Consider the following 15338-nt stretch of genomic DNA (forward strand, 5'->3'; position numbering starts at 1 on the left):
GCGTGCGGGTCCATGTTGCTTAAAAAGCGCAATACGTCGTTAAAACACGCAAAGGTTGTATTTTCAGCTTGATCCACCAGGTGGACAGGGCCGAGAATGCCCCCATCGAATTCATGATTTTGGGGGCTTCCGATGAATTTAAGGCTTATTGCGCTGGCACTTCTTGCAACCACCACGGCCGCCGCGGCAGCGGATCTGCCAGCCCGCACCTACAAGACGCCGGTGGTTTCGCCCGCTTATAACTGGTCCGGCTTCTATGTCGGCGCGATGGGCGGCTACGCATGGTCGGACGAAGTCACGGTCGGCATTACCGGGATCGGTACGGTGACCGGGACCTCGGATGCCTTGAAGGGTGGTTTCGGCGGCGGCACCATCGGCTACAACTGGCAGGCGCCCGGCAGCCAGTTCGTGTTCGGCCTCGAGGCCGACGCAGCGGGCGCCGGAATCCAGTATTCCGAAGCCGCACCGGGCGTCGCCGTCAGCACCAAGATTCAGGCCTTCGGCACGGTGACCGGCCGCGCCGGCTTCGCGCTCAGCAACGCGCTGATTTACGGCAAGGCCGGCTATGCGTGGGCCAGCAACAAGGTGGATGCGACCATCCTCGGCCTCTCGGCGTCGGACAGCCAGTTTCACTCCGGCTGGGCGGCAGGCGGCGGAGTTGAATATGGCTTCGCGCCCAACTGGTCCGCGAAGGTCGAATATCTCTATGCCGATCTCGGCACCCAGACCTATTTCGGCGGCCTTGAACTCGGCACCACGCTTCACACCGTGAAGGGCGGCATCAACTATCGCTTCGGTTACTGAGAACAGTCGTCTCCAGTTTCAACTCAGGCCTCGGCCCAAGCCGGGGCCTTTTGCATTCGCGCGCTGCGCCACTCCCTACTGCATCAGGGACCGGCGGCGCTCGTATCGCGCGCGCATCCAGGGGACCAGCCACCACGCAATCGGAAAGGCCAGCACAAAACTTGCGAGCACCACCAGAGGTATCAAAATGGCCGCGTGTTCCGACCAGGGCTTGATCGTCAGAACGGGCACGAGACCCATGCCGAACAGAACGGCATTGGTCATGCCGAAGATGAGCCAGGAAAGACGTGTGCGAGTGTCCATGACAAAACCATAGGCGAAGCGCGCTTCGCTCCTTCAGTTAAAATCAAATGCACGCCGGCAGCGGGTTTGAGCGAAACGAACGGCAGCGCGATTAATGCGCTGCATCCGTCACGCCATTCACACCGTTGCGCGGATGGTGCCTGTGATCAAATCCTGATGGGGAGAGATGTTCCGTGAGATTGGGGAGGCGGCGCTCGATTTCAGCAACTTCTTATGAAAAGCGCATAACCTGCTGAAAAGATTAATGGAGGCCACGACCAGAATTGAACTGGTGTACACGGTTTTGCAGACCGTTGCGTAACCACTCCGCCACGTGGCCCCACTGCGCGAAACACTTATCGGCTATCAATCAGCTAGGCAACCTCGCGAGGGGCGGTCGGTTGCGAATTCTAAAATGCATTTCCGTGTCGTTTCTGAAACACACTACTGGTTCTGTTCTTCCTAGACACCCCGGCGGAGGCACCTCGTCCTACATCGATACCAAGAGGTGGGAAGTTGAATGTAGCGCAAAGACCTCACGTCGCTGGACCGCGCGGTCCTTCGAACGCAAATTCAAAACCGCATCACTTCGTCTTCTTGTCCGACGATGAAGATGCTGCGCTAACGGATTTCGTCCTAGAATCGCTATGGACTAAAACGCTCGAAGCACCTGCAGTCACCTTAATTGCAAAAGCTTGTTTAGCAGGAGACCAATTTTCAGTTCTCGATGCGGCCTTTGTGGCGACTCTCATCACAGAAGATCTCTGATCATTTGGCTTCATCTGAAAATACCTGTCTTGAGCCGTGACCAATCAGCATCAGCAAGGGATGCAAGATAAGACGATTCCAGTTCTGCCGTTAGCGATCCCATGGTGACGCCTTTAGGAGCCCCTCGGGGAGCGTCCGATTTGAGCGCGTAACCTTGTCCATTCTTACGTGGAACCATTTCGAAAAGGTCAATAAACCGTGTTGGGGCTATACCGACGAAAGCGTCAAATCTGACCGCATCATCATCAGCTTCTCGGTCGCGATCCACTTGAATCGCTCGTTTGTACAGCTTTTTGGCCCGACTTTTGGGGTAAGGTTCAATGTACACAACCCTCGTTATACCGGCCGCAATGATATGCCGCGCGCACATATGGCAAGGAAATGTCGTGCAATATAGGGTGCTATCCCTCACTGACACGCCGCGCATCGCTGCGTCACAAACTGCAGCCATCTCAGCGTGCACGATTCGTCCAAATTCGAGAAGGCTTGCGACGGCCGTACTAGCTAAGGGTTTTGGCTCTATGTAGAGAGCTTCTTGTGCTCTTTGTTCACTTGCCAGTTCCTTTTTGCTGTCAACAAGCCATCCCGCGTCGGAAAGGGCTTGGAGTAGTTCCCCTACAATTTCTTTGCGTGTACCTACTGCAGCATCCTGCCCAACTTTGTAATCGCGATAGTCTTTCTCGGTCCCTGCGACTGCATCCCAGATCACCCCGCCGCCGGCTCGAGGAACTTCATTGCAGCCCGTAGCAAGAATTTCGCCTTTCTTTGTAGCAAGCACTGCGCCGACTTGCCGGGAAAGATCAGCCGATCGTTGTGCCGTAACGCGAGCTTGAAACATCAGCAACTCATCGACAGTCGGAGTGATGTAGGGGGCCTGAAAGAGCAACTGGATAAAACGCCGTACGTCGCTCCTTAAGTCTACGCCAGCTTTCAAAAAGACATCGGCTTTTTGAAATACATCCTCAAGGCGCTGTCCTAGTAAATTGGCTCTTTCTTTCTGATCAGTATCGATCAATTCATCGGCTGTAGTTCGATAAAGTTCTGGGTCAGCCGAACTTCTACTGCTTGCAATCTTTTTGCAAAGGTTCTCAATCCGCTGCTCTCTTGGCTCATAAACAGATACAAGTAAAACTCGCTGACCGAACAACTTGCGCAGTGTTTGAAGTTCTTCGTCGCGCTTTAAAGACGAAATAATGAAGCAATGACGTTCGGCTGGAACAGAGCCATCCCCGCTCTCGTTCAAGCTCGCGCGTTTTTCATGGATATCGGAGAGGGCTAGCCTAACGACAGCGTCGGCGTGATCTATTATGCGCCGAATTTCGTTTCCAGCCGTCATGCTGTCTCGAATGCGGTCGTCTTCAGCTTCCAGTTTAGCCAGATAATCGAGACCTGGAATTTGGCTCATAAGAGCGCTCAAACGGACTAAAACTGGTATGTATCCGACAGCTAAAAGCTCCGCGGATAACGCATCAGCAACAGCAGTCGTGTCGGTTCCGACAGCTACTGACAAGCAAATAACAAGTTCTGGATAGTAGACGGCCTCGGCGCCAGCAGCCGACGATCCATCCTCACGAATCGAATCGATATTGGTCACGGTCGTTCCCCAGCCCGGTTCCACTTCAACACACAGGGACTACGGTTGTCGAGGAGCAGATTTGCAATCATACGTTAAGATCGGGCGCGATGCGAACCCGCAAGGCCCGCCTAACCGCCGCTTTTCGCGTTGCTGGCGGCGATCACCTTGAGCATATCGGCCACCGGGAACCCGCCGCGGTGCATCGCGCACAGCACGTCGATCATCTGCTCGCTCGGCTGATCGGCGGACGAAAGAGCGCTCCGCACCTCGCGCGGCAGGTCGTCGAACTCCACCATCTGTTTACGGACGGTCGACAGGCCGTGAGCGGACAATCCGCCTTCGGCATCGTGTGGCGTTTTGGGGCTGTCGGGCATCGGGAGCGGATCGCGGTGTTGGCGGGGTGCGGTCATTTGCAAACACTCACTTGAACGTATTGGCGGCGACGTCGTAGGTCCAGGTGAGGCGGCCGTCGGTGAAAATCACCGCATGAAATCCAAGATCGCGCGCCTTGTTGAAGATCTTCCCGGATTCGGCAAGGTTGAGCACCGTCGGCCGGTCCATCTTGAAATACTTGTAGTTCAGCACAGTCTCGCGCTCGCCGGACGTGCTGATGTCCATCGCCAGACCCCGGCGCAACATCTGCTTGCGCGTATCGAGCGCAAACTGTTTGCGGCCGTCGGCATTGCCCTCCAGCGATTGCAGCCGTGCGGCGATGTTGCCGGTGCCGACCTTGCGGATGTATTCGCGCTCGTTCTTCTGCATCGCGGCCAGCAGCTTTTTCGCGCGGGGCGCTTCAGGCGCCGAGTCGTCGATTTTGCCGAGATCGGCCTTGGCCGCGTAGTAGTCGGCGAGGGCGGGAAGCTTCTGCCCGCGCTTCGCGGAATAGTCGCTCAGCGACTTGATGACGGCGGCGGCGCGCTCGAGGACCTTCTTGCGCTTGGGCGCGGGCTGATCGGCCGAGGTTGCCGCAGCCGCAGCAGTTTGTGCCGGGGCGGCTGGAATTCCGAGAGCCATCAGCAACGCGGACAGCAGCAGGGCGCGGGCAATCGCGCGGCGCGGGGAAGGGACAGGATGTCGCCTCAAGCTGCCTGTCATATATTTCAATCCCTCGATCCCGGCCCGAAAGGTCCCTGCCTTCGCGGTCTCATATCACAGCCGCCGTTGCGCCGGACAGGCGTTCCGCGGCCGGACCGCGCACAGGGCAGGCTTGCATCGCGTGCGGCCTTGCAGCAAATATGCGTCGCAAAACAGCGTGGGGCGCGTGCCGCGCGCGATCGAATTGTCCCTGATGTCTTGAGGTTATCCCATGTCAGATTTCGCAACCTCTCGGCAGAACATGGTCGACTGTCAGGTCCGGCCCAGCGATGTGACCGATCTGCGCATCATCGACGCGATGCTGGCGGTGCCGCGCGAGGCGTTCGTGCCGGACGCCAAGCGCCCGATCGCCTATCTGGATATGGACATCGACGTCGCCGCTGACGGCAAGCCGAGGCGCCATCTCATCAAGCCGGCGGTGCTGGCGAAGATGATTCAGGCCGCCGCGATTGCGGAGACCGACCGCGTGCTGGTGGTCGGTTGCGCCACCGGCTATTCGGCGGCGGTCATCAGCCTGCTCGCGCGGGAAGTGACGGCGACCGAGCCGGATTCGGCACTGGCGGCCGCGGCGCAGCGCAATCTGGCCAGCCTCGGTTACACCCATGTAACCGTCGATGCGGCGGACCCGGTCGATGGCGACCACGCCCATGCACCTTATGATGTGATCCTGCTCGATGGCGCCACCGAGATCGAGCCTCACGGGCTGTACGACCAGTTGCGGCGGGGCGGACGGCTGGTCGGCGTCTTCGCAACCAGCCAGCCGCCGCGGGCCACGCTGATCACGCGGTCACCGTCCGATTTCGGCAGCCGGGTGCTTTTCGACGCCTCTGCGCCGGTTTTACCGGGCCTGGAGCGCGTTCCGGAGTTCACTTTCTAGTGGTTCGTTGCCGGCGGGAAGCAAATGTCAAATCCACTCCACTAGGATAGTTTTCCTTGGCCGCACGCAGGTGTGGCTACAATGTCCCATATGCACAGTTTCGGTTGCCGCAACGCGGGGCGGGGTTTCACCCGGGACAGCCGATGCATAGACTATCGTCGGGCGGGCGCCCGACTCGACTGCCCGGTTTCGGCTCGTGCTTTTTAATGGCGAGGGAACCGGTTTGGGGAAAGATAGATGCAAGCTAAGTATCGGATGAAGCTCAGCGCGGGCGTTGCTCTCGCGGCTCTTTTGATGAGTCACGTCATGACGACGCCCGTCATGGCCGAGACCATCGAAGCCGCGCTGATTCGTGCGTACCAGAACAATCCACAGTTGAACGCGCAGCGCGCATCGGTGCGCGCCACCGACGAAAATGTGCCGCAGGCCTTGTCCGGCTATCGTCCGAAGGTCGCGGTCACGGCCAGCGTCGGGACCCAGTTCACCGACACGGCGCAGAACACAAATGTCGGCGGACGTTTGAGCACGACCAGCCTTGCCGGCGTCAACGCGCCGCGCTCGGTCGGCGCGACCGTCACGCAGACGCTGTTCAACGGCGGCCAGACCGCCAACCGCACCCGCGCCGCCGAAAGCCAGGTCTCCGCCTCCCGCGAAGGTTTGCGCGTGCTGGAGCAGACCGTGCTGTTCGCAGCCGCCACCATCTACATGGACTACTTGCGCGACTCGGCCATCGTCGAGGTGCAAAAGAGCAACGTCCGCGTGCTGGAGCAGACACTCAAGCAGACCCGCGATCGTTTCAATGTCGGCGAAGTCACGCGCACCGACGTGGCGCAGTCCGAAGCCCAGCTTGCCGCCGGCAAGACGCAGCTTCTGACCGCTGAATCAAATCTGACGACGACGCGCGCGAATTACCGCCGCATCATCGGCAACGATCCGGGCAATCTCGCCCCCGGTTCGCCGGTCGATCGTTTCCTGCCGACCACGCTGACCGCCGCCATTGATCGCGGGCTGCTGGAAAATCCGAACGTCACCGCCGCGATGTACGGCATCGACGTCAGCTTCCTTCAGGTCAAGGTCAACGAAGGCGCGCTGTTTCCGACCGTCACGCTTCAGGGCAGCGTGCAGCAGGCTTACGAGAGCAACATGGCCACGTACCGCGCCTTCGGTGCGTCCGCCGTCGCCCAGTTGACAGTGCCGGTCTATCAGGGCGGTGCCGAATACGCGCTGATCCGCCAGTCGAAAGAATCGCTGGCGCAGCAGCGCCTCAACCTCGAACAGGTTCGCGACCAGACCCGCGCCACCGTGGCGCAGGCATGGGGCCAGCTCGTCGCAGGCAAGGCGCAGGTGACATCGGCGCAGTCGCAGGTGAGCGCGTCCGAAATCGCACTGAACGGCGTCCGCGAAGAGGCGCGGGTCGGTCAGCGCACCACGCTCGACGTCCTGAACGCGCAGCAGGCTCTGGTGAACGCGCGCGTCGCACTCGTCACCGCGCAGCACGACCGCGTCGTCGCATCGTACAGCGTGCTGAACTCGATCGGACGCCTGTCGCCGACCGTGCTCAACCTCGCCACCAACGTCTACGACCCGAGCGTCCACTATCATCAGGTGCGCGATAGCTGGGGTGGCGTCCGGACTCCCGACGGCCGCTGACAGCGGGTGATTTGATTCCGGCATTCGCGTTGCGCACCCGCGATGGGCGCGCGCGAATGCCGGATCCCCCGCCGCCGCTCGCAACGTACCCATCAGCATTGTGATCAACCGGCCGAGTCCGCAGCCCGTTGCTTGCAATCATTTGTTGCCATGACATACCGTTTGAAAGGATCGCGAAGCGATTCGTGACGTTGGTGTGCGGCTTTGTCGGGTCTCTCGATCCGGCTGCCGATGAGGTGGAGTCGGGGAGATGACGCAACCGGCAAAGGCGCAAGAGCCCTCGATGGAGGAAATTCTCGCGTCGATCAGGCGCATCATCTCCGATGACGAGGCCAAGCCTGCCGCAAATGCCGCGGCACCTGCAGCGGCTCCGGCTGCACCTCCCAAAGCCGCAGCTCCGAAAGCCGAAGCCCCCAGGGAAGCCCCCAAGACTGTGGTCCCGAAGGCGGAGATTGCACGCCCGGCGCCTGCCGCGCGTGCGCCGATGGCCGGCATTCCGCCATCCAAGATTGCACCGGCCCGGCCAGCGCCGGCAGCCGTCGCAGAGCCGCCGGCCGCGGCCAAAAACAGTCAGGCCGAAATCGATGCGATGATGGCGAGCTTCGACGCGCCGGCGGCAGCGGCAAAGCCGGAAGAACCCGAAGAGCCGGAAGCCGATGCCGATGTGTTCGAACTGACCGAACAGATGGCAGTTCCCGAAATGACTCCGCCGACGTTCAACACCATCGAGCCGGACGACGATCTGGAATTTACCGAGTCGCCTGTGGTCCAGATGCCGCCGCAGCGCGCGATGGCGATGGAGCCGCCGGCTTTTGTCGAACGGACGCCGCCCCGCGATCTGCCGCCCACGCAGCAGATCCTGTCGGGATCGACGGTTTCGGCGGTGGAGTCGGCATTCAACACGCTGGCGAATACAGTTCTGAGCAACAACGCACGGACCCTTGAGGATCTCGTCAAGGAAATGCTGCGTCCGATGCTGAAATCCTGGCTCGACGACAATCTGCCCAATCTGGTGGAACGGATCGTCAAGGCCGAGATCGAACGGGTCTCCCGCGGCCGCTGATTTCGCTGTTTCGGCTTAAATTCCCCATACTCCCAACAGTTGACTTGAACCGCGCCGGCAGGTTTCTAGGCGTTGGATTGCTTGATGTTGGCGGCAAATGCGCCGTCACCCTGAGGTGCCGCAGCGAAGCGGAGGCCTCGAAGGGCGACGGCAGCGTGGCAGCGTCATCCTTCGAGGCTCGCAAGAGCTCGCACCTCAGGATGACGGCGCTCGTTCTGTGGCCTGATATGAAGGCGCTCTAGTACCAATTCATGATTGCAGTGTGATGATCGAGAAAAACTACCAGCCCGCCGAGATCGAGAACCGCATTTCCCGCCAGTGGGAAGACGCCGGCGCGTTTAAAGCGGGCCGGCCCGAACGGCGCGACGCCGAACCGTTCACGATCGTCATTCCGCCGCCGAACGTCACCGGCTCGCTGCACATGGGCCACGCCCTCAACAACACGCTGCAGGACATCCTGTGCCGGTTTGAGCGTATGCGCGGCCGCGATGTGCTGTGGCAGCCCGGCACTGATCACGCCGGCATCGCCACGCAGATGGTGGTCGAGCGGCAGCTCATGGAACGGCAGGAGCCGGGCCGCCGCGACATGGGCCGCGCGGCGTTTCTGGAGCGCGTGTGGAAGTGGAAGGCCGAGTCCGGCGGCGTCATCGTCAACCAGTTGAAGCGCCTCGGCGCGTCCTGCGACTGGTCGCGCGAACGCTTCACCATGGACGAGGGGCTGTCGCGCGCGGTCGCGAAAGTGTTCGTCGAACTCTACAATCAGAAGCTGATTTACAAGGACAAGCGGCTGGTCAACTGGGACCCGAAACTGCTGACCGCGATTTCGGACCTCGAAGTGCAGCAGATCGAGGTCAAGGGCAGTCTGTGGTATCTGCGCTATCCGCTGGAAGGCGTGACTTTCGATCCGGACAATCCGGGCACCTACATCGTGGTCGCGACCACGCGCCCCGAAACCATGCTCGGCGACACCGGCATTGCGGTCAATCCCGACGACGAGCGCTACCGCGATGCGGTCGGCAGCTTCGCCGTGCTGCCGCTGGTCGGACGCCTGATTCCGATTGTCGCCGATGAATACTCCGATCCCGAGAAGGGCTCGGGCGCGGTGAAGATCACGCCGGCGCATGACTTCAACGACTTCGAGGTCGGCCGCCGTCACAACCTGGCGTCGATCAGCGTGCTCGATCAGGAAGCGCGTCTGTCGCTCACGGCCAACGAGGACTATCTGCGCGGTCTGCCGGAAGCCGCGCTGATCTTCGCGGAAGAGCTTCACGGCAAGGACCGTTTCGCCGCGCGCAAGATCATTGTTGCGAAACTGGAAGAGGCGGGCTTCCTCGAGAAGATCGAACCCAACACCCACATGGTGCCGCACGGCGACCGCTCCGGCGTGGTGATCGAGCCGTATCTGACCGACCAGTGGTACGTCGACGCCAAGACGCTGGCGGAGCCTGCGATTGCGGCGGTGCGCAATGGCGAGACGGCGTTCGTGCCGAAGAACTGGGAGAAGACCTACTTCGAATGGATGGAGAACATCCAGCCGTGGTGCATCTCGCGCCAGCTCTGGTGGGGCCACCAGATTCCGGCGTGGTACGGGCCCGACGGCAAGGTGTTCGTCGCCGAGACCGAGGACGAGGCGATCGGCAAGGCGCTCGGCTATTACGTCGAGCAGGAGGTCATCACCGCGGAGCAGGGCCATGACATGGCGCTCGATCCCGCCAGGCGCGAGGGCTTCATCACGCGTGATGAAGATGTGCTGGACACCTGGTTCTCGTCGGCGCTGTGGCCGTTCTCGACGCTGGGCTGGCCCGACACCGACGTGGACGTAAAGCGCTACTATCCGACCAACGTGCTGGTCACAGGCTTCGACATCATCTTCTTCTGGGTCGCCCGGATGATGATGATGGGCCTGCACTTCATGGACGATGTGCCGTTCCCGACCGTCTACATCCACGCCCTCGTCCGCGACGAGAAGGGCGCCAAGATGTCGAAGTCGAAAGGCAACGTCATCGACCCGCTGCACCTGATCGACGATTACGGCGCCGACGCGCTGCGCTTCACGCTGGCGGCGATGGCGGCGCAGGGCCGCGACATCAAGCTCTCGACCCAGCGCGTCGAAGGCTATCGTAACTTCGCGACCAAGCTGTGGAACGCCTCGCGCTTCGCCGAAATGAACGGCTGCGCGCTGGCCGACGGCTTCGATCCGGCGAAAACCAGAGAGACGCTCAACCGCTGGATCGCGCACGAAACCGCGAAAGCGACGCGCGAGGTTACCGAAGCCATTCAGGCCTATCGTTTCAACGACGCGGCGGGGATCATGTACCGCTTCGTCTGGAACGTGTTCTGCGACTGGTATCTCGAACTCGCCAAGCCCGTGCTGATGGGACCGGATAGTCCCGCCAAGGCCGAGACGCAGGCCAGCATCGCCTGGGCGCGCGACGAAATCCTGAAACTGCTGCATCCGTTCATGCCGTTCCTCACCGAGGAATTGTGGGCTGTGACGGCCCGGCGCGACGGCCTGCTGGCGCTTGCCGAATGGCCGCTGAAGCCGGACGCCGGGATGACCCCGATGCTCGCCGAGGCGATTTCGGGCGATCCGATGGCGATGCCGGGCCTTGTCGTGCTGCCCGCAACCGAACCGTTCAGCGATCCCGCCGCCGAATCCGAAATCGGCTGGCTGACCGAGCTGATTTCCTCGATCCGTTCGCTGCGCGCGGAAATGAACATCCCGCCGGCGACGCTGTTTCCGCTGGTGCTGGTCGGCGCCTCCGGCGACATCAAGACGCGCGCGGAGCGCTGGAGCGACGTAATGAAGCGGCTCGCGCGGCTCGGCGAGATTTCGTTTGCGGATCGCGCGCCGGACGGCTCGGTGCAACTGCTGGTGCGCGGCGAAGTCGCTGCGATCCCGCTCAAGGGCGTGATCGATCTCGGCGCCGAGAAGGTCCGCCTCGACAAGGAACTTGCGAAGGCCGAAGCCGACATCAAGCGCGTCGACGCCAAGCTGGGTAACGAGAAATTCGTCGCCAACGCGCCGGAAGAGGTGATCGACGAGCAGCGCGAGAAGCGCGAGGAAGCGGAGACGCGCAAGGCGAAGATTCTGGAAGCGCTGGAACGGCTGAAGGACGTGGCGTGACATCAACGCGGTCCTCGGCGTTCGCCGCGCTCATTCTTCTATGGCTCGCAGGAAACGGCCTTCGGCTGACCATTCTGGCAGTGCCGCCGATCCTTGCGCTCATCATCCTGGACCTCAAGCTGTCCGGGACGCAGGTCGGCATTCTGAATGCGATTCCGGTGTTCCTGTTCGCGCTGGTGGCAGTGCCGGGCTCGCTGCTGATTGCGCGGGTGGGTGCGGTGCCCGCGCTCATCATCGGGCTCCTGATCGCGGCCGCAGGCTCGGCCTTGCGGGGCGTCGCATTCGACGCCATGACGCTTTACGTCGCCACGGTCGTGATGGCGGCGGGGATTGCGGTGATGCAGCCCGCGCTGCCCCCGACCGTGCGCCAGTGGGCGCCCCAGCGGATCGGCTTCGCCACGGCGGTCTACACCAACGGCCTGCTGTTCGGTGAAATCTTCCCGGTGGTGCTTGCCGCCGTCATCCTGCCGCTCGTTGCCGGAAGCTGGCGCGCCAGCCTCGTGTTGTGGTCGATTCCGCTTGCGATCATTGCGCTGGTTATTTTCATTTTCCAGCCCGGCGGCAAAAGCGCGCCACCCGCGCGCCACCGTCACTGGATGCCGGACTGGCGCAGCCCGCTGCTCTGGAAAATCGGCCTGATGATGGGCGGGGCCAACCAGTTGTACTTCTGCGCCAACGCCTTCTTCCCCGGCTACATGCTGCAGATCGGCCATACCGAGCTGATCGGCCCGGCGCTGACCGCGCTCAATATCGGCCAACTCCCGGCGTCATTCATCCTGCTCGCGATGGCAAGCCGCTGGGAGCGGAAGAAGTGGCCGCTGCTCGGCGCGGGCGCGATCGGTGTTGCCGGCGTCGCCGGCCTGCTGCTCGGCTCGTCGTCATGGGTGATTGTCGGCGCCGCGGCGGCGATCGGATTTGCCTGCGCCGTTGTGCTCACGCTTGTGCTCGCACTCCCGGCGCTGATGGTTGCGCCGGATGATGTGCCGCGCTTTTCGGCGGGCGTGTTCACGATCGGCTACGGCCTGGCGATGGTGATCTCCATTCTCGGCGGAATCGCGTGGGATGTCAGCCGGGATGCGGCCTACGCATTCGCGCCGGTGACCGTCGCCGCGTTCTTCATTATTTTGTTTGCGCTGCTGACTGACTTCAGTCGACGGCAGTTCTGAGCGGCTCCCTGCGCATGCCTGCATTTTGATGAATGCACGTTCTGCGGGCGAGCGAGGTAATTGACCATGCGGATTACGCATGGCGCCGGAGCATTCCGCCGAAGCGCCGCTCCCGCGCTGTAAATGTTCGAAATTTCGTCGCGCCACGATCCCGTCACCACTTCGCCTTTTGCAGCGAAGTGCGTCGCCATTTTGCCTTATGCCGGAAACGGCTTTGAGAGGAATTTCGAACCCTTCAATCCATATCGCCACGGCAGCTCCGCCGCCTTGGTGATGCCGATGCGGATGCCGGTGACGATCTCAGGTTTGCGAGTCCGCGCGTAGATCGCAATCGGCGGCGCGTCGAGCACGAGGCCGTTGTGCTTGTTGCTCACCGCCATCGCTTCGCAGAGCTTGCCGGGGCCCGTACAGAGCGAGCGTTCGTCGTGCAATCCGCGCCGCCGCCGCATCGCCGGGATGCCATGCGTCGGCTCCAGCGCGCGGATCAGCACCGCGCTGGCGGAGCCTTCCTTCTCGCAGACGAAATTCATGCACCAGTGGATGCCGTAGGAGCGATACACGTAGAGAAAACCGGGCGGGCCGAACATCACCATGTTGCGCGGGGTCGGTCCGTTGAAGGAATGCGCCGCAGGCTCGGTGTGGTGATAGGCCTCGACCTCCGTGATGATGCCGCCAACACCATCGACCAGAAGCGTCGCGCCGATCAGGTCGGGGACCACGTCATGGACGCTACGCGCAAAAAATTTCCGGGTCAGCAGACGGCCCTTCGCGGGCGAGGACCGAAGCTCAGCCATTTATGGGCAGGGGATGGGCGTTCAGGACCATGCAGGATCGCTTCGAAACATGATATTCATTCCAAGATAGGCATGATCCCGAAAAGTGGAAACCGGTTTTCGGTCAGGATCATGCCCAATGTGCCCGATGCGGACGGCTTGCGCCAAGGGATCGGCAGGCCTACGTAAGTACAGGATAATTGCAGGCTTTTCATGGTTGTTCTGATCGATACGGTGTCTTCCAATCAGGTGCGTCCGCGCCATCCGGAGAAGGTCAATCGGCCGGACGCGAAGTCGCCGGCGAAGCCCGACTGGATTCGCGTCCGCGCGCCGATGTCGCGCGGCTACGCCAACACCCGAAATATCGTCAAGGAAAACGGCCTCGTCACGGTGTGCGAGGAGGCGGGCTGCCCGAACATCGGCGAGTGCTGGGACAAGAAGCACGCCACCTTCATGATCATGGGCGACACCTGCACGCGGGCCTGCGCCTTCTGCAACGTCAAGACCGGGATGCCCGGCGCGCTCGATGCCTCCGAACCCGACCACGTGGCGCTGGCTGTGCAGAAACTCGGGCTGCATCACGTCGTCATCACCTCGGTGGACCGCGACGATCTCGCCGACGGCGGCGCGGATCATTTCGCGAAAACCATCCGCGCCATTCGCGCAAGCTGCCCGACCACGACCATCGAAATCCTGACGCCGGATTTCCTGCGCAAGGAGGGCGCGCTGGAGCAGGTGGTCGCGGCGAAGCCCGACGTGTTCAACCACAATCTCGAAACCGTGCCGTCGCGCTATCTGACGGTGCGTCCGGGCGCGCGGTATTTCCATTCGATCCGGCTGCTGCAGCGGGTCAAGGAGATGGACCCGACACTCTTCACGAAGTCCGGCATCATGGTCGGCCTCGGCGAGGAGCGCCACGAAGTGTTGCAGGTGATGGACGACCTGCGCTCAGCGGATGTGGATTTCCTTACCATCGGCCAGTATCTGCAGCCGAGCCTCAAGCATCATGCGGTGATGCGTTACGTGACGCCGGACGAATTCTCAGGCTACGAGAAGGTCGCCTATACCAAGGGCTTCCTGATGGTATCGGCAAGCCCGCTGACGCGCTCCTCGCATCACGCCGGCGAGGACTTCGCGAAGCTGCAGGCTGCGCGCGCGGCAGCCGGACGCTAGTCCCTCGATGCCGCAGTTTTCCAACAAGCGCCGTGTCCGCCACAGCGCGGAAAAGATGTTCGATCTGGTCGCCGACGTCGAGCGCTATCCGGAATTCGTGCCGATGTGCCAGTCGCTGAAGGTCCGTCAGCGCACGCAGAAGCCCGACGGCGGCGAAGTCATCATCGCGGACATGACGGTGTCGTTTCAGGTGGTGCGCGAGACCTTCACCAGCCGCGTCACGCTGGACAAGCCGAACCTGAAAATCCTCGTCGAGTATCTGCAAGGCCCGTTCAGCAAGCTCGAGAACCGCTGGACCTTCGAGGCAAAATCGGAAGCCGCCTGCGACGTCGGCTTCTTCATCGCCTATGAGTTCAAGAGTCGGATGCTCGCGGTGCTGATGGGCGCGATGTTCGACGCCGCTTTCCAGCGCTTCGCCGCGGCGTTCGAGAAACGCGCGGATGCGGTCTATGGGCCGCCGCGCGTGGGCGCTTCTTGAGCGGCGGCTGCGGTCCGCGCGCCATCTCCATCAGCATTTTCAGCGCTTCGACGACGGATTGCTCGCGCACATTGCTGCGGCCGACCGCGCCGAAGCGGCATTCCTTGTGAATGATCCGGCCGTCGCGGGCGGCGACCGCCAGATGCACCAGCCCGACCGGCTTGCCCGGCGTTGCGCCACCGGGTCCGGCGATGCCGGTGATCGAGACTGCGAGATCGGTGTCGGCATGTTCGAGCGCGCCGAACGCCATAGCAACGGCGGTTTCCTTGCTCACCGCGCCGAAGGTTTCCAGCGTCGAAGTCTCGACGCCGAGCATGGCGTGCTTGGCCTGATTGGAATAGGTGACGAATCCGCGATCGACTACGTCGGACGAGCCCGGGATTTCAGTGAGCGCCGCCGCGACCAGTCCGCCGGTGCAGGATTCGGCGGTCGCGATGGTGAGCTTGCGCATCCGGCACAGATCCAGCAACGAGCGGGAGAGGGCGCGGGTGGCGCTGCCGCTCATA

The 15338-nt window shown here is 61.9% G+C and carries 13 protein-coding genes, 1 tRNA gene and 1 pseudogene; 8 read left to right on the forward strand and 7 right to left on the reverse strand.

Annotated features, from left to right (window positions below):
- The first annotated feature begins 132 nt into the window (after positions 1 to 132).
- Positions 133 to 804 (forward strand): outer membrane protein, encoded by a 672-nt coding sequence (locus LVY71_RS12420; protein WP_235100198.1) that lies wholly within the window; start codon positions 133 to 135, stop codon positions 802 to 804.
- 75 nt (positions 805 to 879) lie between these two features.
- Here LVY71_RS12420 and LVY71_RS12425 read toward each other — a convergent pair whose 3' ends face one another.
- From LVY71_RS12425 to LVY71_RS12445, 5 genes are all read right to left on the reverse strand, one after another.
- A complete protein-coding gene (locus tag LVY71_RS12425; protein WP_235100199.1) occupies positions 880 to 1107 on the reverse strand; it encodes a hypothetical protein in 228 nt (75 codons plus the stop codon).
- A 245-nt stretch (positions 1108 to 1352) separates the two neighbouring features.
- Positions 1353 to 1426 (reverse strand) — tRNA-Cys (locus LVY71_RS12430).
- A gap of 438 nt (positions 1427 to 1864) precedes the next feature.
- Positions 1865 to 3448 carry an anti-phage dCTP deaminase gene (locus LVY71_RS22885; protein ID WP_235100200.1) on the reverse strand — a complete coding sequence of 528 codons (1584 nt, stop codon included), beginning with the start codon at positions 3446 to 3448 and terminating at the stop codon, positions 1865 to 1867.
- Positions 3449 to 3558: 110 nt separating this feature from the next.
- The gene (locus LVY71_RS12440) at positions 3559 to 3840 is read right to left on the reverse strand and encodes a hypothetical protein (RefSeq protein WP_235100201.1); all 282 of its coding nucleotides are present in this window, start codon (positions 3838 to 3840) and stop codon (positions 3559 to 3561) included.
- 10 nt (positions 3841 to 3850) lie between these two features.
- A complete protein-coding gene (locus LVY71_RS12445; RefSeq protein WP_235100202.1) occupies positions 3851 to 4525 on the reverse strand; it encodes a hypothetical protein in 675 nt (224 codons plus the stop codon).
- Between the two features lie 211 nt (positions 4526 to 4736).
- On the opposite strand from LVY71_RS12445, the gene LVY71_RS12450 reads away from it, so the two are divergent.
- From LVY71_RS12450 to LVY71_RS12470, 5 genes are all read left to right on the forward strand, one after another.
- Positions 4737 to 5402 (forward strand): protein-L-isoaspartate O-methyltransferase family protein, encoded by a 666-nt coding sequence (locus LVY71_RS12450; RefSeq protein ID WP_235100203.1) that lies wholly within the window; start codon positions 4737 to 4739, stop codon positions 5400 to 5402.
- Between the two features lie 294 nt (positions 5403 to 5696).
- The gene (locus LVY71_RS12455; RefSeq protein WP_502797598.1) at positions 5697 to 7052 is read left to right on the forward strand and encodes a TolC family outer membrane protein; all 1356 of its coding nucleotides are present in this window, start codon (positions 5697 to 5699) and stop codon (positions 7050 to 7052) included.
- Between the two features lie 250 nt (positions 7053 to 7302).
- Positions 7303 to 8115 carry a PopZ family protein gene (locus LVY71_RS12460; protein WP_235100205.1) on the forward strand — a complete coding sequence of 271 codons (813 nt, stop codon included), beginning with the start codon at positions 7303 to 7305 and terminating at the stop codon, positions 8113 to 8115.
- A gap of 265 nt (positions 8116 to 8380) precedes the next feature.
- On the forward strand, positions 8381 to 11242 hold the full coding sequence (locus LVY71_RS12465) for a valine--tRNA ligase (protein ID WP_235101480.1): 2862 nt from the start codon (positions 8381 to 8383) through the stop codon (positions 11240 to 11242).
- Positions 11239 to 12408 carry an MFS transporter gene (locus LVY71_RS12470; protein ID WP_235100206.1) on the forward strand — a complete coding sequence of 390 codons (1170 nt, stop codon included), beginning with the start codon at positions 11239 to 11241 and terminating at the stop codon, positions 12406 to 12408. Before LVY71_RS12465 ends, LVY71_RS12470 begins: the two co-directional genes overlap by 4 nt.
- 197 nt (positions 12409 to 12605) lie before the next feature.
- Here LVY71_RS12470 and LVY71_RS12475 read toward each other — a convergent pair whose 3' ends face one another.
- The gene (locus tag LVY71_RS12475) at positions 12606 to 13202 is read right to left on the reverse strand and encodes a DNA-3-methyladenine glycosylase (RefSeq protein WP_235100207.1); all 597 of its coding nucleotides are present in this window, start codon (positions 13200 to 13202) and stop codon (positions 12606 to 12608) included.
- Positions 13203 to 13394: 192 nt separating this feature from the next.
- On the opposite strand from LVY71_RS12475, the gene lipA reads away from it, so the two are divergent.
- Both lipA and LVY71_RS12485 read left to right on the forward strand, forming a co-directional pair.
- Positions 13395 to 14354 (forward strand): lipoyl synthase, encoded by a 960-nt coding sequence (lipA, locus tag LVY71_RS12480; protein ID WP_235100208.1) that lies wholly within the window; start codon positions 13395 to 13397, stop codon positions 14352 to 14354.
- 7 nt (positions 14355 to 14361) lie between these two features.
- Complete coding sequence (locus LVY71_RS12485) at positions 14362 to 14832, forward strand: type II toxin-antitoxin system RatA family toxin (RefSeq protein ID WP_502797576.1); 471 nt, start codon at positions 14362 to 14364, stop codon at positions 14830 to 14832.
- Positions 14833 to 14866: 34 nt separating this feature from the next.
- Here LVY71_RS12485 and LVY71_RS12490 read toward each other — a convergent pair.
- Positions 14867 to 15337, reverse strand: a pseudogene (locus LVY71_RS12490) (CinA family protein); the annotation flags it as partial.
- Position 15338: the final 1 nt, after the last annotated feature.

Source organism: Bradyrhizobium sp. G127 (genome assembly GCF_021502575.1).
Taxonomy (GTDB): Bacteria; Pseudomonadota; Alphaproteobacteria; order Rhizobiales; family Xanthobacteraceae; genus Afipia.